We start from the raw sequence: 22,500 nt of genomic DNA on the forward strand, positions 1-22,500 counted from the left end.
ATTTTTATGGCAGATGTTAATCTGCTGTATTCGCAACAGAAGGAGTTGTACTCTGCTGCATCGGCAACAACCTGGTGTGTTTCAGCTCTCGTTTCAGCGTCAGCGGCGCGGTATGGTCATGACTTTCCTGCTCACCCGGTAAAAAAGATGCAGATAGCCAGCCCTGAGTTAATTGACCCCGCATCACGCGCCTTTAAAAGCGTGCTGGATCAGCTCGCGCCCACCGATGCAACCGTATTAATTATTGGCGAAACCGGCACCGGCAAAGAGGTGATGGCGCGCTACCTGCATCATCACAGTGCGCGCAGCCGACAGCCTTTTCTGGCCGTTAACTGCGGCGCACTTACCGAGAGCCTGGCGGAGTCGGAGCTGTTTGGTCATGAGAAAGGCGCCTTTACCGGCGCACAGGATAAACATCGTGGCTGGTTTGAGGCGGCAGAGGGCGGCACGCTGCTGCTGGATGAGATTGGTGAGCTAAGCCCGTCGCTGCAGGTGAAGCTGCTACGCGTGCTGCAGGAGCGTGAGATCACCCGCGTGGGATCCTCCAGGCCAGTAAAAGTCAATGTGCGGGTCATTGCCGCGACCAACCGGGATCTGGTGATGGCAATTCGTGAGCGGCGATTCCGGGAAGACCTTTACTATCGGCTGAATGTGGCCAGCGTCACACTGCCGCCGCTGCGTCAGCGCTGCGAAGATATTCCGGTGCTGGCCAGTCACTTCCTGCAGCTCTATGCGCGCCGTCTTGGTCGTCCTCAGCTTCGCCTCAGCGATGAAGCCATGACGGTGTTGATGAACTACAGCTGGCCGGGCAACATCCGTGAACTGGAGAACACGCTGCACAACGCCGTGCTGCTCAGCAAAACCTCACTGGTCACGCCCCAGCAGCTGCGGCTAAGCCCTCTTGCGGGGAGCGATCTGCCGCAGGGAGAGGAGGCACTGGATCAGTTTTTACGCCAGCAGATGCAGCAGAGTGACACGCCGCTCTATCCGCGGGTAATTGCTGCGCTGGTAAAAAATGCGCTGGAACTCACCCAGGGTAATCAGTTACAGGCGGCCGCGCTGCTGGGTATCAGCCGACATACATTGCGCACGCAGCTGGGGCATCTGGGGGTGATTAAACCGCGCCGCGGTTCAGTGCGTCAGCGCGATGCTGCTCCTGGTCAGCAGCCTGAGCGGGAGCGGGAACTGCGTATTGGTTATCAGAAATTTGGCAACCTTGGCATCCTGAAAGCCCGCCAGTCGCTGGAACAGCAGCTGGCCGGGCAGGGCGTCAGCGTCATGTGGAGTGAGTTTCCTGCGGGTCCCCAGCTTCTGCATGCGCTGAGCAATAAGGAGATCGATTTCGGAACTACTGGTGAAGTCCCCCCCTTGTTTGCACAGGCCAGCAATAGTCCGATGGTCTATGTCGCCTGGGAACCTGCCGCCCCGCAGAGCGTGGCGCTGCTGGTTCCGAAGAGCAGCCCGGTTCAGCAGATTGGCGATCTCCGGGGCAAACGCATCGCCGTGAATCGCGGTTCCAACGTTCACTATCTGTTATTGCAGATTCTGGATGAGGCGGGTTTAGCGCTGGATGATGTGCGCATTGTCTATGCCCCACCTAAATATCCGCTGACGCCCAGCGATCTCAACGCGGTGGATGCCTGGATGATGTGGGATCCGTTACTCAGCGATGCGGAGAACAGCGGAGAGTTCAGGGTAATTGCGGATGGCACTGGCCGGGTCAATAACCATCAGTTTTACCTGGCTGAGCGCGGATTTGCGACGCACTCTGGCGATCTGTTACAGGTTCTGCTTAACGCGCTCGAGCAGACCGGCCGCTACATTGATGCGCATCGTGCTGAAGCTGCCGGGCTGCTCTCCACGGAACTCGGCATCTCTGCCACCTCACTGATGCACGCCTTAGCCCGGCGCAGCCATCAGACCCAGAGAATGAACCTGGCCATTATCCGGGAACAGCAGACCATCGCGGACCGCTTCTATGCGCTGGGGTTATTCAGTCGCGCCATTCGCGTACGCGAGTCGGTCTGGCATCCATAGCGTTTTTTTAGCTAAGCATCGAACATTTCATCGCTAAGCGCTTCAACCCGCGTTTGTTATGTTGCGCAGACAACAAACAGACTCAGGAATGAGAGATGAAACAAGTTTTACTCAGCGCTTTGATTATTGCCGCCCAGGCGGGTTTCGCGTTCAACACCCAGGCAGCAGAGAAACCCGAGACAGTGAACATCGGTTTTCAGAAAGCCAATATCTTTGCGCTGCTGAAGTATCGCGGCACGCTGGATCAGGAATTAAAAAAGCAGGGTATTGCGGTGCACTGGATTGAGTTCCCGGCCGGACCGCAGATGCTGGAAGGCTTAAACATCGGCAGTATCGATCTGGCCGCTACCGGCGACGCGCCACCGACATTCGCTCAGGCAGCGCAGGCCGATCTGGTTTATCTGGGACACTCGCCTGCTAACCCTAAAACCGAAGCGATTGTGGTGCCCGCAGACTCGCCAATTAAAAGCGTGGCGGATCTCAAAGGCAAGCGTGTGGCGCTGAATAAAGGTTCTGACGTTAACTATCTGCTGGTCACCGCGCTGGAGCAGGCAGGGCTGACTTATAAAGACATTACGCCAGTCTATCTGCCACCTGCGGATGCGCGCGCCGCTTTCCAGCGCGGCGCGGTAGATGCCTGGGTCATCTGGGATCCCTACTACGCCGAAGTGGAAACCAACGCCCATGCGCGGCTGCTTAAAAATGCCGAAGGGCTGGTGCCGCACTACACCTTCTACCTTGCCAGCCGCAAGTTCGCAGAAACTTATCCTCAAATCGCCACTGAGGTGGTGGATGAGCTGGGTTCGCTGAGTCAGTGGGCTAATCAAAATCAGGAAGAGGCAGCAAAAATCATGTCCACCTCAACCGGTCTGCCGCAGCCGATCTGGCAGCGCGCCCTGGCAAGGATGCCGTTTGGCGCAGAGCGGATGACGCCAGACGTCTTCACCCAGCAGCAGGCGCTGGCAGATACCTTTACCCGGATTGGTCTGTTGCCGGTGAAAGTCGATATCCGCAGCGCGACGTGGTCGCAGGATAAGAAGTAGGCAAGCATCAGGCGAATATTTATCCGGATAAGCTTCGTCTGACATCTGATAATCAGTCTCTCTAAATAGCAACCGGCGGCCTTGCTAATCTCTTTCCGGTAATAGGTCCGTAGCATTACAGCAGGGTGAGGATAAGCAGAAAGGCGGGGAAGACAAAAGGGAATTTAGCGAAGCGGTGTTTATATTTCATAGAGTTACACGATGTTAATGTTAGCAGCCTGCTTCATAATCTGTTCTACACTTACGCATTCAATTACGCCCGTTGATTGAAAAGCAGCATCACGAAGAGGGTACGCGTCAGCAATGCATCATGCAGTCGCCACCCTCAAAACTGATCATGCCCGTGAGGTAAACATTATGAAAGCAGTTGTCTATAACGGACCTTTTGACGTTTCAGTCAAAGACGTTCCGGATCCGAAAATCGTTCGTCCCACCGATGTGATTGTCCGTATTACCACCACCAATATCTGCGGTTCTGACTTACATATGTACGAAGGGCGAACCAGCTTCGAGCAGGGTCGCATCTTCGGCCATGAGAATCTGGGCCAGGTTGTTGAAATCGGTAGCGGTGTAGAGCGGATTAATGTCGGTGATTATGTCTGCCTGCCCTTTAATATCGGCTGCGGCTTCTGTGAAAACTGCGAGAAAGGGTTAACCGGTTACTGTCTCACGGCAAATCCGGGTACGGCCGGTGCCGCCTATGGCTTTGCGGAGATGGGCGAATGGGAGGGTGGTCAGGCGGAGTTACTTCGTGTTCCCTTTGCTGACTTTAACTGCCTGGTACTGCCGCCGGATGCGGCAGAAAAGGAGGAAGACTACGTTATGCTGTCCGACATCTTCCCTACCGGCTGGCATGCCACGGAGCTGGCAGGATTACGCCCTGGCGAGAGTGTTGCCATTTACGGTGCTGGCCCGGTCGGCTTAATGGCGGCACATTCGGCCATGATTAAAGGCGCATCACAGGTCTTTGTGGTCGATACCCATCCTGACAGACTGGCGTTAGCCGAACAGATTGGTGCAGTGGCGATCAATGGCGTGGGCGATGAGGCGGTCAATAAAATCCTCGAACTCACCGATGGGCGCGGCACGGATTGCGGTTGCGAGTGCGTGGGTTATCAGTGCTGCAATAAACATGGCCATGAGGACAACTCCGCAACGCTGAACAGCCTTGTTGCATCAACTAAGGCCACGGGCGGGATTGGTACGGTAGGCGTTTTTGTTCCTCAGGATCCCGGCGGTGCAACTGAGCTGGCTAAAGAGGGTAAAGTGCCGTTCGATTTTGGTACGTTCTGGTTTAAAGGTCAGTCAATGAAAACCGGCCAGTGTAACGTGAAAGCCTACAACCGCCAGCTCGCCAGGCTTATCCATCAGGGCAGAGCTAATCCGGCGCAGATCATCTCACATCGTCTTGCACTGGCAGATGCTCCCGAAGGCTATAAGCATTTTGACGATCGTGATAATGGCTGGACAAAAGTTATTCTGAAACCCTGAATCGTGAGCCATAGCCGCATAAGCCACATTCAGGCGGAAATGAGAAGGAGAACTAAAAGCCTGTCTGTGGTTTGATGCTTTCAGCGTGTGTTATGACTCTTATGAGAAAGAGGCGAGGTGAAAGCGCCGGGGCGTTTTGCAAATCAAATCGAACGGCTCTTTGCAGAATGATTTAGCGTTTAGCTTTTTTGATAAAGAACACATCAGTTTCAACGGGTTCTGAACATGCCGTGGCTGATTAACAGTGCCTCATGCTGATACGATAAAACGCTGTCAGGTAGCCCTGGAGGGGTTATGTCATACATAGTTTTGCGATACCCGTGCCCGCACAGAGGCGCTGAAAAGCGATCCCATTGCCATTGTTAAAGCAGGGAAGGGTTATCCGGTCGCAATACTCCACCAAAATCAGCCTGCATTTTATTGCGGCCCGGCAGAGCTTTACGAACTGATACCTGATGCCCTTGACGATAATGAACTGGTTAAACTGGTCCACGAACGCAGCAACCCGCCTCTGCTTGATGTCGTTCTGGATCAGCTTTTGTGAGTTATATCTTCGATACTCAATCGCATCAGTAAGATACGGCTGGTTCGTGTTTTGCAATGGTTCGGGCTTGTAACTGCTATTCAACACCGACAAATCCACTGTTTTAGCCGTCCGATCAAGGTCATAGGCAACCTGAATTCGAAGCTACATCTCAGGTGTACTGCCGATAACAGCAGCCAGTTTGATAGCCATCTCAGGCGTTGCAGCGGTGATACCAGAAACCATTCCTGATGCTGTAGAGGGTGCAATAGCCAAAGCACGAGCCAACTCCCTGATTCCATTGTCGAGATCTTCCATGATGTCGGAAATAACTTCACCTGCGTGTGGGGGATTAGGCATTGTCTTTAGCGATAGTCCTCATAATTTAGAATCCAGGCGTTACCGTTTTTAAACTAAAAGTAATGCGCCCCTTTCCCGTAACAATTATGTATTATTTAACATAATTAGTATTATGCGCTCTGTTTTCAGGCTTGAATTACACCTGGTTTTGCTAATCTACCTTCAACCCTATCGCTGCCTCCACACCTTGAGCAATCTTCCTCAATGTCCTACCTTCAATCAGCGCCCAAACGCCTCACAATCACACTCGTCCGATCTACCGGAGGCCCAATGAGCAACATTAGCAGCCCCAAACCCTATAGCGGCACCCTGTTTTTCGATGTGAATGAAACCCTTTTGTCCACTACCGAACTGAACCATGCTGTCGCGCAGCGGCTTGGCAACAGGCCGGAGCGCGCCGAGGCCTGGTTTACCTCACTGTTGCATCATTCACTGGTCGAGTCAGTGACCGGCAGCTGGCACAGCTTTGGTGATATTGCCGAAGCGGTACTGAAGATGACCGCTGCGCGTTACGGCGTCACTCTGCCAGCTCACCCGACGCCGCTGGCTGACATTATCGCCGCCATGCCCGCCCATCCTGACGTTGCCGCAGGACTGACGGCCCTGAAGCAGCAGAGTTTTACGCTGGTTGCGCTGACCAACTCCTCTGCCGCGCTGGCTGAAAAACAACTCAGCTCAGCCGGACTGGGACCGTTGTTCACTCGCATTCTCAGCGTGGAGGAGGTTCAGATTTATAAGCCCGACCTGAGAGTTTATCAGTGGGCAATGGAGGAGATGGGCAAACCCGTGTCTGAGTGCATGATGGTGGCGGCGCATGGCTGGGATGTGGGCGGCGCAAAACGGGCAGGCATGAAAACTGCCTTTGTCAGCCGTCACGGACAGGTACCTTATCCGCTGGCACCTGCACCTGATTTGATCGTCAGCGATATCCAGGCGCTGGCCGCACAGCTTAAACTGCCCGGCTAAGCATAGTGCTCAGTGATTCCCGGTAAAACCCAGGCAGTCAGTCTGCCTGGGTCTCAAACGCCGCTCTGACCGCTTCCACGATGCGCCCGGACAGCGTCGTATCGTCCAGCACCGGAAACGCTTTTTTAAGCTTGCCAGAGATCTGCCAGCCATTTTCCTTCAGCGAACGAATAATGCGACTCGCGTCCTGATCGGGCATTTCAACGACGTCCTTCAGACGCTGCTGTGCACGCTGAAATATCACCAATACGCGCGCTTCATCAGCCATCTCTTTTCTGACGGTATGCTCTATAACTTTGCAGGTATAAAGCACATGCTCGGTTAAGTCGGGATAGCGCCAGGCGAACCGGGCATCCTCATACTCGCTGAAACTGAAGTTGCTCAGCGTGTCATCTTCATAGGTTTTCAGTTCGCCAAACCGATAGCAGCCCGCATAGCGCCGCATCAGCCGTTTCGAGAACACGTCCAGCGTGCGATCGTAGCCGACCCGAAAATCCATCGAACTGGTGATAGTGGCTGAGACCGGCAGGATGACCCCATCCGGTATCGCTCCGTCACGAATCAGCGTGTCATTGATTAAAAATCGGTGGATGCGGCCATTGCCATCACGCATCGGGTGGATATAGACGAAGCCAAACGCAATAACCGCGGCACGGGCCAGTGGCGCGGCACCCCGCGTCGCCAGGTCAAAGGCTTTCAGGCCCTGCATGAAGCGAGGAACATCATCATAGTGCGGCGCAATATAGTGGACGATATCCTCACGCATTGTCGACTGCCCGACAAACACGGGTGAGCGGCGCAGGCCCAGTCCCAGTGCGTCCTGGCCAAGAATGCCCTGCTGTATGGTATGCAGGCTGCTATCACTGAGCGAATCGTCAAGCTGTCCGCAATACTGCGCAATAACGTGAGCAAACCGCTGAATGCGGTCGCCCTGATCCGACTCTTTCTCAATGAGAAAACTGGCGCGCGACTCTTTAAATGTCAGCCAGCTGGCAGTGCGCATCAGAATGTCTGCGCCAAAGGCGTTATCCAGATCGTTTAAGGCATCATTGAGATCGAACGTAAGCGCCTGCTCAACGGCCGCGGTCCTGCGTACCAGCGGGCAGAAATCCACCGATCCTGGCAGGTTATCATTGATGCGCCAGCGTCTGACGCGCTTTACTGTCGTTCGGGTCAGATAGGCTTTGGATGAAATGGCCTCAATATAACCTCCATTGGTGACATCCGGTACCTGCAGCGTGTTGCCGGTCAGCCATTCATAGAGAAAGCCAGCCCGTCGCGCATACTGTCCGAACGGCTCCTGACGGCACCACGCCTCCAGCGGTTCCGGGCCGACAGCGGTAAACAGGCGGGCAAAAAACTCCAGGTGAATCTCTTCGTACTTGAGACCAAAGGCAAAGTGACCGGCAAAATCATCTTCCGGTTGATAGCCAGGTGGATAATGATTTTCAACCTGGCCCTGGCTGTCATGATGAGAGCGTACCGTTCCAATAGCTGACTTAACGCGTAATGGCTGCGCCAGTTGGATAGCATAACGTTCGCGCAGTGCGCTAAAGCCGACCAGCATAATGAATCCTTTATCCGTTGCCCGAAAACGATAACAAAAAAGATTTTTAACACTAAAACGCTAATATGCCTATCATGGCGACATTAATTTTTGCCCGAAAACGATAATAACAATGATTTATGATGCGGAAACGCTAACTTATCTGTTCAGGGCTTAACCACAATGCACAGCAGCCCGATAACAATAATCGCTACGCCCGCCAGGCTATGCCAGCTGAACGCCTCATGGAATACCGGCACGCAGACCGCCACCAGCCAGACCAGCACGTAACTCAGGCTGAGCAGCGGATAGACCCGATTCAGCGGAAAATAGTGCAGCGCGCGAATCCAGCAAAGCATCGAGACACCATACGCGCCCAGCCCGGCCAGCAGCAGCAAGGCGGGCAGTATGGCAACAGCAGGCAGAGACACAATGCTGCTGGCATCGGGCAGCCGCGGCATCGCCCAGCGCATCATCAGCTGTGCCGCTGAGACCAGCAGCACGCTGCAGGCGACCCATCCATACCCTTTCATAGCTGACTCGCCATCAGCGCCACACCCGTCACCACCAGCAGCGTGCCGGCAATCTGGCGCAGCGTTAACCGTTCGCGCCAGAGGATGCGCCCGGCCAGCGCAACGAAAATGAAGTTCAGGCTCAGCATGGGATAGGCCTGACTCACCGGCACCCGCTGCAGTACCAGCAGCCAGAGGAGCATCGCAACGCCTAACAGCAGCACGCTCATGCCAATCCAGCTTAAGCGAATTCGGCGCGAAGTCGCGTGGGTCGCCTGTTTCTGGCACAGCTGCGCGCTGCAGCTGAGCAGACTCACCAGCACAATCAGCAGCAGCATTACTTCATCTGACCGTAATAGAGGCAGACCAGCCTGCCCTGACGATAGACCGCATCGGGCACCGGCACATCCTCACCGATATCGCTGTGCACCGAGTCGACCAGCAACATCAGCGACACGCTTCCGATACGGCGATGGTCAGCAAGCCAGCCGCCAAAGTCAGCCTGAGAGACAAAGCGGGACTGCGCATCCGGGTAGCTCAGCCCATATTCCAGCTCGCCTTTAGTGTCATAGAAACCGATATCGCTGCGTTGCAAATGCCAGGCTGCCGCAGAGGCTACGCCAGGATTGTCCGCCAGGATAAAGCGGCTGGAGGCCAGACGCGCGCTAATCGTGGCAACAAAGTGCTGCGGCTGTTTAGCATCGCGGATTTTATCCGGGATCGCAGCGCCAATAAGCAGTGCGACCCCCAGCGGGCAAAGTGCGGCCGCCAGCCAGCGGCGTTGTGAAGATCGACAACTGTATGCGCCCACCAGCCCCCAGATGAGAAATGCCATCGCGCCCAGTACTAGCTTCAGCATCTCATGCGTAGCGAACAGCGGATGATGCGTCACGCTCCAGGGCGCCAGCACCAGCAGGACCGTTGCCAGAGTAAGGATGCTGAAAATCAGGTTAAGCCAGCCATTGACCGTTAAAGCGCGCCCTGCACGCTGGGCGGCGTTCAGCCCATAGTGCGCCATCAGCAGCGACAGCGGCACAAAACAGGGCAGTATATAAGTCGGCAGCTTGCCTTTAGCCAGGCTGAAAAAAAGCAGCGGCATGACCGTCCAGCTCAGCAGATAGAGCGCGCCCGGATGGTGCTGACGTTCGCGCCAGCCGGTCATTAATGCACCCGGTAACAGCGCCAGCCACGGCAGCGTGCCCAGCAGCAGAACCGGCAGGTAATACCAGAACGGCGCCTTGTGTTGTGCATTGTCCTCAGCAAAGCGCTGAATATGCTCAACCCAGAAGAAGTAGTGCCAGAAATCCGGTGCCTGATGATAGATCGCCAGCGCCCAGGGTGCGCTGATCGCCGCGGCTGAGAGCAGCGCCAGCGGACCGAAGCAGAGCAGTTCGCGCAGTCGCTGCCGCCAGAACGTCCAAGGCAGAATCGCCAGCACAGGCACTGCCAGCGCCAGAAAGCCTTTGGTCATAAATCCCATGCCGCAGGCGAGACCTAGTAGCAGATAGCCGCCCGCGCGCCCGGCGCGTCCGCTGGCCTCCGTCGCCAGCCAGAAGCTGCACATCCCGGCCGCCAGCCAGAGCATCAGCATGGGATCGAGCACTGCATAGGTGCCGACGCCATAGACCAGCAGCGAACTGAGGAAAATCAGGCTACTGACAGCGGCGGTGCGCGCCGAACCAAATATCCCCCTGCCGAGCCAGAAGATCAGCGCGGCAGTAATCGCCGTTGAGAATATCGCTCCTGCCCGCACGCCAAAGTTGTTATGACCGAACAGCCACTGACCCAGCGAATTGACCCAGTAGCCAGCAATCGGTTTTTCAAAATAACGCAGGCCGAAGAAGTGCGGCGTGACCCAGTTACCCGTGGCCAGCATCTCCCGACTGATCTCCGCATAACGGGTTTCATCCGGTTGCCAGAGGTCGCGGAACATCGGTGGGATCAGGTAATAGAGAACAAAAAAGCCGAAAAAAAGTAGCCACTTCGTGTTGTTATGTATCCGCACTAGTTCGCCTCTTCAGTCAGTTTCTGGCAGCCCAGCCACCCTTCCCGTCCGGGAATTTCGCCTCTGACGACCCTGCCCATCGGTAACGTGCTGAGATCATCGGGCAGCAGCTCGCCTAACGGACAGAACTGAATACCGTTACGTTCTGCAGCATCCAGCAGCTGGTCAAAGTCCGGGTAGCCGATGATCCCCTCGACTTCGGCATGTATGGTGTAAACCGCGCCCTCATCAGACGCGAGCATCTTCGCCAGAATGTAGTCGTTATAGCCTGCTGCGCTGACCTCGCGGCCAACCACTTCATCCCATGTGGGCAGCGTCACCGGAATCTGTACCGTGCCGATCTGCCCATCCGGCAGCAGAGGCCGGAACGGGCCGCTGCCCCGACAGTCGCTGTTGTAGTGAAAGCCAAAGTCCTGTTTGGCAGCGATGACCCGGCCATCAGCGCGCCAGCCTGCAACGGCCGAGCAGCTGACCGGGTGACCGAGGATTTCACTCAGCGTTTCGGTGCCGCGCGCTATCTGCTCAACCAGCTTGTCCTGCGGCCAGACGCCGGCCCAGGTCTGCCAGGCAAAGTGGTCCCAGGCATGCAGGCCGACCTCATGCTGACGGGTGGCGTCCTGCATGATTTGCCGCAGGCCGCGTCCCATCTGCTTTCCCGGCCAGGCCGTGCCGGCGAGCAGAATGTCCCAGCCATAGAGCGATGCAGCACGGGAACGCAGCATCTTCATGAGAAACGCCGGTTTCACCAGCCGCCAGAGATGACGGCCCATGTTGTCTGGTCCCACGCTGAAGAAAAAGCTGCCCCGCACCGCATGACGCCGGAACAGCTCAAGCAGCGCCGGCACACCCTGCTTCGTGCCGCGCCAGGTATCTACGTCAATCCGCAGACCAATCTTCTTCATCACTTATCAGCCTGTTGCTCGACGGTGCGCAGGAAGAAGTCGAGGGTGTTGTCGATAGTGACATCCATCGTGACGGTCGGTGTCCAGCCGAGCAGGCGACGCGCATTACGGATAGCCGGTTTACGGTGCTCCACATCCTGATAGCCTTTGCCGTAGTAGCTGCTGCTCTCCACTTCCCGGAAACCGGCAAACGGCGGAAACTGGCTGCGCAGCGGATGACGCTCGAAACTTTCCAGCAGCTGCTCGGCCAGCTCTTTGATGCTGGCTTCGTTGTCCGGGTTACCGATATTGATGATCTGACCATCACAATTCTGCTGCCTGTTTTCGATGATGCGGAACAGTGCTTCCACGCCATCCTGAATATCGGTAAAGCAGCGCTTCTGTTTGCCGCCATCGATCAGCTTAATCGGCGAGCCTTCTACCAGATTGAGGATGAGCTGGGTAATTGCGCGTGAACTGCCGATGCGTGCCGCATTGAGGTTATCCAGACGCGGTCCCATCCAGTTGAAGGGACGGAACAGGGTAAAACGCAGCCCCTCTTTTTCACCATATGCCCAGATCACGCGGTCCAGCAGCTGTTTAGATACGGAGTAGATCCAGCGCTGTTTGTTGATCGGCCCGACCACCAGATTTGAGCAATCCTCATCGAAGCTGGCATCGGTACACATGCCGTAGACCTCAGAGGTGGACGGGAAAATGATGCGCTTCTGATACTTCACACAGTCGCGAATGATTTTCAGGTTCTCTTCGAAATCGAGTTCAAACACGCGCAGTGGGTTACGGGTGTACTCAATCGGCGTCGCGATCGCCACCAGTGGCAGGATGACGTCACATTTTTTGATGTGATACTCGATCCATTCGGAGTGAATAGCGATATCGCCCTCAACGAAATGAAAACGCGGATGTTCCAGGAAACGGCTGATAGCGTCTGAACTGATATCCAGGCCGTAGACTTCAAAATGTTCATCCTGTAACAAACGCTCGGTGAGATGGTTACCGATAAAGCCGTTAACACCGAGGATCAGCACGCGGGTACGGCGTTGCAGCGCCGACTGCGGCTGTGAATAGAGCAGCGCACCTGGCACCATGCCCAGGCTCTGCGCCAGCTGGCTGCCGTTCATATAGACGCCATGCTCAGACTGTCCGGTCTGGATTTCCAGTGCGCCTTCGCCACAGGCGATCAGGAATGGCTGTTTAGAGATGACAGTGCCCGGTTTTGCCTGCTGCTGCTGCGGATGAACCCGGCTCTTCCAGACGATAAATTTAACCGAACCGGCAAAGGCGAATGCCCCAGGCCAGGGATCGGTGACCGCTCTGACCAGGTTGTGAATTGTCTCAGCAGGCTGATTCCAGTCAATGCGGCCATCTTCGGCCGTGCGACCGCCCACGCGGGTTGCCTGGCTCTCATCCTGTGGCCACTCACTGACTTCACCCTGACGCAGGCGAGGCAAGACGTCGCTTAGCAACTGCTCTGCGGCCTGGGTCAGCTTGCGATGCAGCGCCAGCGCGTTGTCCTGAGCGTCAATGGCCACTTTCTGCTGCGCCAGAATATTACCGGCATCTGCGCGCTTCACCATGCGATGCAGCGTGACGCCCGTTTCGCGCTCGCCATTGACCAGCGCCCAGTTCAGCGGTGCCCGGCCACGGTATTTTGGCAGCAGGGAGCCATGCAGGTTAAAGGCCCCCTTCTGAGCGCATTGCAGGATCTCATCGCTCAGCAGATGGCGATAGTAGAAGGAGAAGATCATCTCTGGTGCCATGGTCCGGATGCGGTCAAGCCAGATCGGATGATTCGCCTCATCCGGCGCATAGACCGGAATGCCGTGTTCTGCCGCCAGGCGGGCTACCGAGCCGAAAAAGTTATTTTCGGTCGCCACGTCGTTGTGCGTAAAAATGGCGGTGATCTCATAGCCTGCATTCAGCAGGGCATTGATGCCGACACAGCCCATGTCGTGATAGGCGAAAACAACGGTCTTCATGATTGAGTATCCTGTACTGAAGGCTCTTCAGGAGCCTGAACAATGCGTTGAACGAAATAGCGCGGACGCGCGCGAACGTCGTTATAAATGCGCCCGATGTACTCCCCGAGCAGTCCCATACCCACAAACTGGGCGCCGATAAACATGAACAGCACGGCAAACAACACGAAGACACCGTCACCCGCCCAGGCCGCACCAAAAAAGAGTCGCAGTACGATGAGCACCAGCGAGAAGGCAAAGCCGGAGAGCGCAATCAGGCTGCCGACCACGCTGAGCAGTCGCAGCGGCGTGGTGGTCAGGCAGGTCACCAGGTCGTACATCAGATTGATCAGCCGCATAAAGCTGTATTTCGAATCGCCAAAAGCCCGTTCGGCATGGATCACCGGCAGCTCGATGGTGTGACGGGCAAAGGTGTTGGCCAGAATCGGAATAAAGGTGCTGCGTTCGTGGCAGTTGAGCATCGCTTCGACGATATGGCGGCGATAGGCGCGCAGCATGCAGCCGTAGTCTCCCATCGCTTTGCCGGTAACCCGCTGAATCAGGCGGTTAAGCGTGCGCGAGGCCTTGCGACGGAACCAGGTGTCCTGGCGCTGTTGCCGGACGGTGCCCACCACGTCATACCCCTGACGCGCAGCCTCGACCAGCCGCGGGATCTCTTCCGGCGGGTTCTGCAGATCGGCATCAAGGGTAACAATCAGATCGCCACGGACCTGGCTGAATCCGGCCATGATGGCGGAGTGCTGCCCGTAGTTGCGGTTGAGCAGCACGCCGGTTATCCGGCTGCCGGGAACGGTGGCGGCCTGTTCAATCAGTTCGGCAGAGCGGTCACTGCTGCCGTCATCCACCAGCAGAATTTCATATTCAAGGTTGAGGGCGTCGCAGGCGGCGCAAGTGCGCTGCAGCAGCTCAGGCAAACTCTCCTGCTCGTTATAGACCGGGATCACCACGGACAGCACATTGATCGGTTTGATATCGCGCATCTCAGGCTCCGGCAATGTCATGTAAAGCCTGAATCACGCGTTCTGCATCCTGATCCGTCATGGACGGAAACAGGGGAAGTGAACACATCTGCTGGCTGTTACGTTCACTGGCGGGCAGACGCAGATCGGGATAGCGCTCGCGGTAATATTTGTGGGTATGTGCTGCACGGAAATGCAGGCCGCTGCCGATATCTCGCGTCTTCAGCGCCTGCATAAAGGCATCACGGGACAGCCCGCAGCGTTGTTCATCAATGCGGATAATAAACAGGTGCCATGCATGCTGATGTGGCCACTCTGGCCGTGAAAGCGGTGTAAAAGGTAGCGAACGCAGCGCCTCAAGATAGCGTTCGGCAATCTCACGGCGGCGTGCAATAAAGCCCGGCAGTTTCTGTAACTGCACCAGCGCAATCGCTGCGCTGATATCGGGCAGATTGTATTTGAAGCCCGGCATCATCACTTCTGCCTGCGGCAGACGCCCCTGGGTCTGGCGATCAAACGCATCCACGGCAAGGCCATGAAACTTCAGACTGCGGATACGATCGGCGAGAGCAGCGTCATCGGTCACCACCAGACCGCCCTCCGCGCAGGTAATATTTTTGATGGCGTGAAACGAGAAAATTACCGTGCCGCGATGCCCGACCGGTCTGTCTTGATAAGTCGTGCCCACCGCGTGAGCCGCATCTTCAATAATGGCAATGCCATGCTGCTCAGCCAGCTGATAGATCGGTGCGATATCGGCAGGCGCACCGGCGTAATGCACCGGAATAATGGCGCGGGTGCGTGGCGTAATGGCCTGAGCTATCTCTTCCGGCGTCACCATCAGGTTATCCGGGTCGACATCAATCATGACTGGCGTGGCACCCAGCAGCGTAATCAGGTTAAGGGTTGAAACCCAGGTCATGGACGGCGTGATCACCTCATCGCCAGGCCCGATCCCCATCGCCATCAGCGTGACATGCATCCCGGCAGTGGCAGAGCTGACTGCAATGGCGTGCGGGTTGCCGGTCAGCTGAACAAAGGCCTGTTCCAGTTCGGCGCATTTCGCCCCGGTTGTTATCCATCCGGAGTCGAATACCGCTTTAACAGCAGCCAGCTCCTCATTGCCGAATGAAGGGCGGGAAAATGGCAAAAAATCCATGCTAAAACTCCTGCAAATCAAACCCATAAACTGTCGCGCGTTGTTAATCGGATACAACGCCGGAAAGAACTGAAATAGTGATTTATCAACACCCGGCAGGCAGATAAGACATAACAGGTTTCCCGTTATGGAATTAAGGTTACCGGACTGCTAATACAAGCTAACGTATGAAAGTTAACTGAACATTAAATGAAGAGGTTTAATTACAATAAAAACAACGAGGATTGAGTTAATGGATTTCTGAAAAGTTCACTATCATTTCAATAATACCGCCCCGGAACTCAACTCTTTTTGAGTTATTGATATTGTGTTTAAAAAACAGGAAGCCCAGCCTGTTATCAGCTCCGATGAAGCTCGCCTGACATAAATTTCCTTTAACGAGAAAACCTTAAGCCACTGATTACGATAAGCTAATTTCATATCGCAAATTGCCCCCTTAAGGGTGTCAAATACCTCCACTCAGGATTTCAGTAAAACGAAAGATTAATAAAGTCGACTTAATGTATTCTTAATATTTCCTGGGGTTGATATTCTGCCCGCGGAATAATCATTACATTTTGGTGAATTTAAGGTGGCAGTCAGTTAATATCTTTAAGATTATCTGTGCCTCTGTGGTAAAAGCAGTGCTAATAAAAGCGAATAAGATCGCGGTTTCAGGCGTTAACGTTTGGTCTGTCTAAAAGAGAAAAAGTGATGATACGTGCCGCCTGTTTATGCACTCTGTTTGCCCTGATCAGCCCGGTGATCTGTGCCGCGCCGGTAACCTATGCCATTACCCCCGATAAAACGTCGATTGGCCTTTCGTGGCGTGCCTTTGGACATGACTTTTCGCAGGCCAGACTGCAGGGCGTGACCGGCACGGTTACGCTTAATCCGGATCAGGATCGTGACGATCGTATTGAAGTGAATATTCCGGTGGGAACGCTGGTGGCCTCGAACAGCCTGTTAACCTGGCAACTGAAAAGTGATCTGTTTTTTGACGCAGAGCGTTACCCGCAGATTTATTTCGTCAGCAGTCGCGTGGCTGCGTTGGGTGACGGTAATTACCGGATTTTTGGCACGCTGACGGTTAAAGCTGTCAGCCGGCCTGTCGTGATGCTGGCCTCGCTGGACAGTGGGAACACCCTCGATCCTGCCTCACGCTTGCTGGCGCTGCATGCCTCCACCGCCATCTCCCGCTCCGCCTTCGGTATGGACCGGCTGGTCGGGGTGGTGGACGACCGGGTAAATATTGCGCTAAAGATTGCAGCGCAGGTCAGAGAGCCGCGCTGACCGTCACCGCTGCGCGTGCTGCCGGATTACGTGAGCGCTGCCTGTAATGTTTCAGCGGTGGACGCCAGCTGCGCTGAGGGGTTGCGGCCAATCAGCACATATTGATAACCGTCGCGCGTCCACCAGGCCAGCTGCATGCCGTGGCGCTGTTCGCGGGCAATCGGGTTCGTGTTGTGCGGTGCGGGCGAGATACAAAGCGCCATCGGGCCATAATCTGCGTGCAGCCAGGCGATCTGCGCAATTGACGTCCGTTCGTAGCGCAGGATACGCACCATTTTCAGTTCAGCCCCCGCTACGTGCAGTTGCTGGGGGTGCAGCTGCAATCCTAAATCGAGTCGGGTGCGGTCCAGCCCCTTTTTCAGCGAAAGAGCATCACCGGGCATGTCGGCAAGCGTTTCAGCACTGTAGAGCGACATATAACGTGCTTCAAGATCGCGGATGGCCTGGCTTTCATCCTGCTCATCATCTGACGGTCTTGCCAGGAAACCGATACTGCTGCCCACCAGCAAAAAGCTGACAGACGCGGCAATCAGTGCCCGACGGCTGTATCCTTTGGCTGGCGGGGACTCGGGTGCGGTGATGGCCGCCAGCTGCTGTGCCATTCTGGCCTGTGGAGCCTGTTCCAGCAGCGGTGCAAAAGCCTGTTCAAAATCGAGACTGCTTTGCCGGAAATTCGCGGCCCTTGCGGCCAGTCCGGGATCTTCAGCCATCGCCAGCTCAAACTCTGCAGCTTCCTGTGGCATCATCTCACCATCCAGCCAGGCAACAATCGCCTCATCGCGCCACGGTGGCGTAAAAGTTTCCCTGTTCATTTCCGATTCTCCTGCGGTACGGGCGAGGCCGCTGTCTGCCTGGCCAGCGTGGCACGCGCTGCAGCCAGACGGCTCATAATGGTGCCAATCGGAACAGCCAGCGTTTCTGCCGCTTCCTGATAGGTCAGTCCTTCGACATAAACCAGAAACAGCGCATTACGCTGCGCTTCGGGCAAGGCGTTAACCTTTTGCATGATGCGCTGGTAGTGCCGGTTGTCGTCGCTGAAAGCATGGTTATCCACGGCCAGCAGTGCATCGGGATCAACGAATCCCTGGCCCTGTCTCACCTTTCGCGCCCGTAAGTCGCTGATCCAGATGGAGTGGAGGATCGAGAAAAGCCATCGGTCAATGCGTGTGCCCGGCGTGAACTGTGCGCTGCGCTCCAGCGCGCGCACGCAGGTCGACTGTACCAGCTCTTCTGCCATGTCACGGTTGTGCGACAGCACATAGCCGTAACGCCAGAGTCGCGTCAGGTGTTCTGCAAGGTGCTGACGGATGTCGCTGTGAGTGATTTTTCGCTCCTCCGTGCCGAGTCACACCTCGGGATGGCCATTAATTGCGGCCTGCAGATCGCGGTACTCCTCGCAATCGGTGCCACAAATCCCGGCAATGGTTTTTAACTGTTCGCGCGCCAGGTCGGGTCGCCCTTTGATCATCCAGGCTTCACCAAGATATTCACGCACTTTAGCGTAACGGGGATCGAGCGCAATGGCGCGCTGATAATAGCCAATGCCCTCATCTGTGCGGCCCAGCTTGCGGGTAGCATAACCACGATAATTCCAGGCTTCGCGGGTATCCGGGTTTTTCAGCATATCCAGCAGGTTCAGCGCTGACTGATATTCACCTTTTTTCGCCAGATGATAGGCGTAGCGCGTTTTGTCTTCGTCACTCAGCCTGCTGGTCTTCTCCGGTACACAGCTTTTGGTCTGACTGTCATAGACCTGACCTTTGGGGCAGTCAGGCGTCTTTTTCTCACTGTCATTGTCACCCATCGCCATACTTAGCGGCGAGTGCAGCAACAGTAACAGGGCCGGAACGGCAAGCAGAGGAATACCAGAACGTGTTGTCATCATTTATCCTTATCGGGTCGGGGAGGCAGTTGATGAAACCTGCCAGAGGCACTCCGCCAGCGCAGCGCTATACGGTAAACAGCTCAGCACCGGTTTCTATTCGATAAAAATAAACTTATTTTCTGGCCGCCAGCCATGCCTGATCAGATCAGCTCGTTTTCCACCTTACTGAAGTGTCTTTCCGCCAGAGAGATCACCGCAGCTTCCGCAATCGCCTGTGCCCTGAGACCATCCTCCAGGCCAGGCAGATCGCCAACCTGCTCCCCGTTCAGCGATCGGATAAATGCATCAAGATGAGCATAATAGGTTGGCTGCACCCGGCTGAACCAATCGGGCAGCAGACCTGGCTGCTGAATCTGCGCGCCCTGATAACAGCTGACGCCGCGCTGCGGCTGAGAGGCCGATTCCAGCATGCCGTCTGACCCCATTACACTGATACGCTCGTCATAGCCATAGCCGGTACGGCGGGTATTATCGAGCTGTGCCAGCGCCCCGTTCTGCAGCCGCAACAGCAATATGCTGGTGTCCACATCACCAAATTCACTGATAGAAGGCAAAGCCAGTGCTGCTCCCATCGCTGCGACTTCTGTTACCTCCTCTTCTGTCAGCCAGCGCAGCAGGTCAAAGAAATGGATAGCCTGATCGCGCATCTGTCCCCCTGACGCCTTAAGATAGGCCAGCGGTGGCATAGCCGAGGAGCGGCAGACCATCTGAATCAGTTCCACCGGGCCAATCCGCCCCTGACGGAGTTGCTGCTTCAGCTGCTGATGGCTGACATCGAAACGGCGATTAAACCCCACCGTGACCGGCACGTTGTAAGGGAGAACGTTAGCCACGGCCTTACGGGCACGCTCAAGAGAAAGATCGACCGGCTTTTCACAGTAGATAGCTTTACCGGCGCGCGCAGCGGCTTCCAGCAAATCCGCATGTGTCGGCGTCGCGCTGGCGATAAGCACCATGTCAATTTGCGGATCGTTTATCGCGTCTGTGACAGATGCGACCCGGGCACCATAGCGGGTCGCAAAGTCGGCAGCGCGGGCGGGTTCCGCATCCGCCACCCACACCAGCTCTACCCCGGGATGCGCCTGAAGATTCGCGGCATGAACTTCACCAATAAAGCCACACCCCAGAAGGGCAACACGTTGCTTTTTATTCATTATTTGAACTCCATCATAGTCCGGCAGAAAGCTGCATCAGCAGAATAGCGCTGCGTTTTACACTCACAGCATGATGTTTTGAGGTGTTTACCTCAGAGGAGAGCGGCATGTCGCTGAAAGAGGTCGCCCTGCGGGCAGGTGTAGGGCTGGCAACCGTGGATCGGGTGCTTAATGAACGGGGTGGCGTTGCACCGGAAACGGTTCACAGGGTGCTGCAGGCGGCACGGGAAGTCGGACTCAGGCGAATTTTACCTGAGGAGCATCGTCATCCGTGGCAGATAGAACTGTTGCTCAGCAGCAACGATTCGTTTTTCTTTAAGCAACTGGCGCAGGATTTTACGGAGGTCGCATCCCATCTGGGCTATCGCCGGTTGACGCTGCATCGCACTTTTGTCCCGGAGGCGCAGCCTGAACGACTGGCAAAGCTTATCAGGCAAGGCAGTGAATTGCGGGATGGATTAATCGTTTTTGCCCATGAACATCCGGCGATTTATGAGGCGCTGGAAGATTGCCGGGTGCGTGGTGTACCGGTGATCTCGCTGGTCACCGATTTGCCCGGTGCCGCCCGGCTCTGTCATGTCGGGATCAACCAGTTGCAGGCAGGACGCACCGCCGCTCAGCTTATGGGCAAAATGCTGCATCAGCCCGGTGAGGTATTGATGGTCAGTGGTCACAGGGACTACAGCGCGCATCGTCAGCGCATTGAAGGATTTTGCACGCTGATGACTGAACGCTATCCCCATCTTCAGCTATGTGAAGTTCTGGCGGCTCAGGAAAATAGGGACACCCTCAGTAAGTTGCTGGAGAAGCAGTTGGTTCAGAGCAGAAATCTGCAGGGAATTTATAATACCGGCCTGGGGAACACTGAAATAGGCCAGACGCTGGCACGTCATCGTCGGCTGAATCAGTGCGTCTGGATCACCCATGAGCTTTACGCCACGACACGCACGCTGATGGCGCAGCAGAGCGTTGCGCTGACGCTGGATCAGAATACCCGGCAGCATGCTCAGCTTGCGGTACAGCTTATGCTGAATTATCTGGAGCAGAAAGTGAAACCCGATGAGTATGCCAGTGGAAAAGTAGACTTTATGATTTATACAGCCGAGAACGCGATATGAAGTAATCATCACGTCATACTCTCCACCGAGGACCGCATTTTCGTTATAAATGCCAGACGTTGAATCTGTTTAGGCTATTGATAATGGCACAGTGGGCAAACCACTTTTCACCTCCTGCAGCCTCACCTTTACGCTGTACTTCTGTATCGCAATCGCTTCAGAACGGTAAATGACGCCGACATACAGTTTTTAAACCTACTTATCATCTAAATATTAAAATATAAATCTATATACGCTCAATTTTCTATTTTAATATTTCACTCCATCTCAGAGTTGCTATCATCGCCTCGAATCCGACAGGCCATCACCGCATGCAGTGAAAAACTTACCAGATTAACCATTCTGGACCCGGGTCGTTGAACAGAAAGAGTAATTCAGGAGCAGGTATGCTAAGGCGCATCGCTGATAAAGCACGTTTTGTAAAAGATTTGATAAATATCAAGCCTGCCTGGATTTTTATTGGTAGTTACCCGTTACGCTTTCACTTTATGACGGTGCGATGCTAAATTCTCATCCGTTTAAGGCAGGTGAATGCCCAGCGCTTTGAATATAATCGGACTGAGCAGAAGATTATCCTGAATTTTATCTTCACCGGTAACGGTGCCTGACGGATTAATGAGAGTGTGATTTGGAACAGTGTTTATCTCCGGTACGCACCACCACAGAAAGAGTGCTGCACGCAGTTATTTTCGAAGTCGTTGCTAATGTCCTGGTTTTCATCATTCTGATTATTTTTGCCTCGGCAGCACCTTCGCAGTCGGCACTGTTGACTATAGTTTCATCAACGCTGGCGATGGGATGGAACTATCTGTTCAACCTGATGTTTGACAGCGTTCAGCTGCGAATCGGATTTAAAAAAGACTGGCGAATAAGATGTCTCCATGCCGTTTTATTTGAGGCAGGTCTGTTATTCGTATTGATACCTTTTGCAGCATGGTGGCTGGATATTACGCTATTCGCAGCGCTGAAACTGGAATGTGGGTTAGTGCTGTTTTTTCTGGTTTATGCTTATCTTTTCAATCTGATATGGGATTACGGCAGGGCTGCACTTAAAAAATAACTTTAGAAACAACAAATTAAAAATACATTAAGATAAAAGCTGATTTTTAATCTTCCGTTTAGCCAGGCCAGTGAAGCGTCAGAGGCGACGCGGCGCATCTGAACGTATCCAGTGCGTAAGGACACACGTATATCTGTTGTCAGGTTTTTATCTTCCTGGCAGCATCGATAGCACAGCGAGTCAGCTTAGATAAAGTTAAGACCGCGCATAAGCTCATTTTTACAGGTTAACTTCAGCAAAAAATTATGAACAAAGTCTACTATCTGAATAAGTTAAGAAACTGCCCGTCAACCGATATCCTGGATATCGTGACAAGCTATATGCGGAAAAAACTTCCTTCTGACGATCTCTCTTCTTTTGAGGGCGCATACGATCATCGTAAAGCTGAACTAATAATGAATGAGACTTACAACGAAGTGCCTGCGGAAGTCTGGCGATTAGTTTGCTGACGCTGAAATAAGGAGAAAATATCAACATTAATACATTATCCTCTGAAGATTTACTGCTCTGCAGATTATCCTTTTTCGTC

General features: G+C 54.7%; 22 protein-coding genes. 9 read left to right on the top strand and 13 right to left on the bottom strand.

The genetic code is table 11. The features are described from left to right. Positions 1-147: 147 nt before the first annotated feature. The 4 genes from ACTJKZ_RS18930 (at position 148) to ACTJKZ_RS18945 (ending at position 5,115) form a co-directional block, all read left to right on the top strand. A complete protein-coding gene (locus ACTJKZ_RS18930) occupies positions 148-2,037 on the top strand; it encodes a sigma-54-dependent Fis family transcriptional regulator (RefSeq protein ID WP_161736452.1) in 1,890 nt (629 codons plus the stop codon). Positions 2,038-2,132: 95 nt separating this feature from the next. Beyond that, positions 2,133-3,080, top strand: coding sequence for a sulfonate ABC transporter substrate-binding protein (locus ACTJKZ_RS18935; RefSeq protein WP_161736451.1), 948 nt, complete (start codon positions 2,133-2,135; stop codon positions 3,078-3,080). Positions 3,081-3,437: 357 nt separating this feature from the next. Continuing rightward, on the top strand, positions 3,438-4,571 hold the full coding sequence (locus ACTJKZ_RS18940; protein ID WP_285088930.1) for a glutathione-independent formaldehyde dehydrogenase: 1,134 nt from the start codon (positions 3,438-3,440) through the stop codon (positions 4,569-4,571). Between the two features lie 337 nt (positions 4,572-4,908). Beyond that, positions 4,909-5,115 carry a type II toxin-antitoxin system Phd/YefM family antitoxin gene (locus ACTJKZ_RS18945; RefSeq protein WP_440829942.1) on the top strand — a complete coding sequence of 69 codons (207 nt, stop codon included), beginning with the start codon at positions 4,909-4,911 and terminating at the stop codon, positions 5,113-5,115. Between the two features lie 144 nt (positions 5,116-5,259). On the opposite strand, the gene ACTJKZ_RS18950 is transcribed toward ACTJKZ_RS18945, so the two are convergent. Further along, a complete protein-coding gene (locus ACTJKZ_RS18950; protein WP_309568533.1) occupies positions 5,260-5,454 on the bottom strand; it encodes a HigA family addiction module antitoxin in 195 nt (64 codons plus the stop codon). A 270-nt stretch (positions 5,455-5,724) separates the two neighbouring features. Between ACTJKZ_RS18950 and ACTJKZ_RS18955 the strand changes: the two genes are divergently transcribed. Further along, positions 5,725-6,420, top strand: coding sequence for a haloacid dehalogenase type II (locus tag ACTJKZ_RS18955; protein WP_440829930.1), 696 nt, complete (start codon positions 5,725-5,727; stop codon positions 6,418-6,420). A 37-nt stretch (positions 6,421-6,457) separates the two neighbouring features. Here the strand turns inward: ACTJKZ_RS18955 and ACTJKZ_RS18960 are convergent, their stop codons facing one another. The 8 genes from ACTJKZ_RS18960 to arnB form a co-directional block, all read right to left on the bottom strand. Then, positions 6,458-7,987, bottom strand: coding sequence for a Fic family protein (locus ACTJKZ_RS18960; RefSeq protein ID WP_161736625.1), 1,530 nt, complete (start codon positions 7,985-7,987; stop codon positions 6,458-6,460). 146 nt (positions 7,988-8,133) lie between these two features. Then, a complete protein-coding gene (gene arnF, locus ACTJKZ_RS18965; protein ID WP_161736624.1) occupies positions 8,134-8,499 on the bottom strand; it encodes a 4-amino-4-deoxy-L-arabinose-phosphoundecaprenol flippase subunit ArnF in 366 nt (121 codons plus the stop codon). Then, positions 8,496-8,816 carry a 4-amino-4-deoxy-L-arabinose-phosphoundecaprenol flippase subunit ArnE gene (arnE, locus tag ACTJKZ_RS18970; RefSeq protein WP_222925711.1) on the bottom strand — a complete coding sequence of 107 codons (321 nt, stop codon included), beginning with the start codon at positions 8,814-8,816 and terminating at the stop codon, positions 8,496-8,498. Before arnE ends, arnF begins: the two co-directional genes overlap by 4 nt. Beyond that, positions 8,816-10,483, bottom strand: a complete 1,668-nt coding sequence (gene arnT / locus ACTJKZ_RS18975) for a lipid IV(A) 4-amino-4-deoxy-L-arabinosyltransferase (RefSeq protein WP_440829931.1) — start codon at positions 10,481-10,483, stop codon at positions 8,816-8,818. Before arnT ends, arnE begins: the two co-directional genes overlap by 1 nt. Next, positions 10,483-11,385: a 4-deoxy-4-formamido-L-arabinose-phosphoundecaprenol deformylase gene (gene arnD / locus ACTJKZ_RS18980; RefSeq protein WP_440829932.1), complete on the bottom strand. Its 903-nt coding sequence runs from the start codon at positions 11,383-11,385 to the stop codon at positions 10,483-10,485. Before arnD ends, arnT begins: the two co-directional genes overlap by 1 nt. Further along, positions 11,385-13,364 (bottom strand): bifunctional UDP-4-amino-4-deoxy-L-arabinose formyltransferase/UDP-glucuronic acid oxidase ArnA, encoded by a 1,980-nt coding sequence (gene arnA / locus ACTJKZ_RS18985; protein ID WP_285088936.1) that lies wholly within the window; start codon positions 13,362-13,364, stop codon positions 11,385-11,387. The genes arnD and arnA overlap by 1 nt, the downstream gene beginning before the upstream one ends. Continuing rightward, positions 13,361-14,344 carry an undecaprenyl-phosphate 4-deoxy-4-formamido-L-arabinose transferase gene (gene arnC / locus ACTJKZ_RS18990; protein WP_253418440.1) on the bottom strand — a complete coding sequence of 328 codons (984 nt, stop codon included), beginning with the start codon at positions 14,342-14,344 and terminating at the stop codon, positions 13,361-13,363. The genes arnA and arnC overlap by 4 nt, the downstream gene beginning before the upstream one ends. A gap of 1 nt (position 14,345) precedes the next feature. Next, the gene (gene arnB, locus ACTJKZ_RS18995) at positions 14,346-15,482 is read right to left on the bottom strand and encodes a UDP-4-amino-4-deoxy-L-arabinose aminotransferase (RefSeq protein WP_285088938.1); all 1,137 of its coding nucleotides are present in this window, start codon (positions 15,480-15,482) and stop codon (positions 14,346-14,348) included. 693 nt (positions 15,483-16,175) lie between these two features. Between arnB and ACTJKZ_RS19000 the strand changes: the two genes are divergently transcribed. Continuing rightward, positions 16,176-16,754: a YceI family protein gene (locus ACTJKZ_RS19000; protein ID WP_222925720.1), complete on the top strand. Its 579-nt coding sequence runs from the start codon at positions 16,176-16,178 to the stop codon at positions 16,752-16,754. Positions 16,755-16,780: 26 nt separating this feature from the next. Here ACTJKZ_RS19000 and ACTJKZ_RS19005 read toward each other — a convergent pair whose 3' ends face one another. The 4 genes from ACTJKZ_RS19005 to ACTJKZ_RS19020 form a co-directional block, all read right to left on the bottom strand. Next, positions 16,781-17,566, bottom strand: a complete 786-nt coding sequence (locus ACTJKZ_RS19005) for an anti-sigma factor family protein (RefSeq protein ID WP_440829933.1) — start codon at positions 17,564-17,566, stop codon at positions 16,781-16,783. Beyond that, positions 17,563-18,012, bottom strand: coding sequence for a sigma-70 family RNA polymerase sigma factor (locus tag ACTJKZ_RS19010; protein WP_440829934.1), 450 nt, complete (start codon positions 18,010-18,012; stop codon positions 17,563-17,565). Before ACTJKZ_RS19010 ends, ACTJKZ_RS19005 begins: the two co-directional genes overlap by 4 nt. 87 nt (positions 18,013-18,099) lie before the next feature. Then, a complete protein-coding gene (locus ACTJKZ_RS19015) occupies positions 18,100-18,636 on the bottom strand; it encodes a tetratricopeptide repeat protein (protein WP_440829935.1) in 537 nt (178 codons plus the stop codon). 143 nt (positions 18,637-18,779) lie between these two features. Continuing rightward, positions 18,780-19,793: a Gfo/Idh/MocA family protein gene (locus ACTJKZ_RS19020; protein WP_440829936.1), complete on the bottom strand. Its 1,014-nt coding sequence runs from the start codon at positions 19,791-19,793 to the stop codon at positions 18,780-18,782. A 107-nt stretch (positions 19,794-19,900) separates the two neighbouring features. Between ACTJKZ_RS19020 and ACTJKZ_RS19025 the strand changes: the two genes are divergently transcribed. From ACTJKZ_RS19025 to ACTJKZ_RS19035, 3 genes are all read left to right on the top strand, one after another. Continuing rightward, positions 19,901-20,911 (top strand): LacI family DNA-binding transcriptional regulator, encoded by a 1,011-nt coding sequence (locus ACTJKZ_RS19025; RefSeq protein ID WP_161736614.1) that lies wholly within the window; start codon positions 19,901-19,903, stop codon positions 20,909-20,911. A 628-nt stretch (positions 20,912-21,539) separates the two neighbouring features. Then, entirely contained in the window at positions 21,540-21,971 is a 432-nt protein-coding gene (locus ACTJKZ_RS19030) for a PACE efflux transporter (protein ID WP_440829937.1), read from the top strand. A gap of 245 nt (positions 21,972-22,216) precedes the next feature. After that, positions 22,217-22,420, top strand: a complete 204-nt coding sequence (locus tag ACTJKZ_RS19035) for an Hha/YmoA family nucleoid-associated regulatory protein (RefSeq protein ID WP_150015823.1) — start codon at positions 22,217-22,219, stop codon at positions 22,418-22,420. The last annotated feature ends 80 nt before the right edge of the window (positions 22,421-22,500 follow it).

Origin of the sequence: Pantoea sp. 22096 (assembly GCF_052045955.1) — a bacterium.
Classification (GTDB): Bacteria; Pseudomonadota; Gammaproteobacteria; order Enterobacterales; family Enterobacteriaceae; genus Pantoea; species Pantoea alfalfae.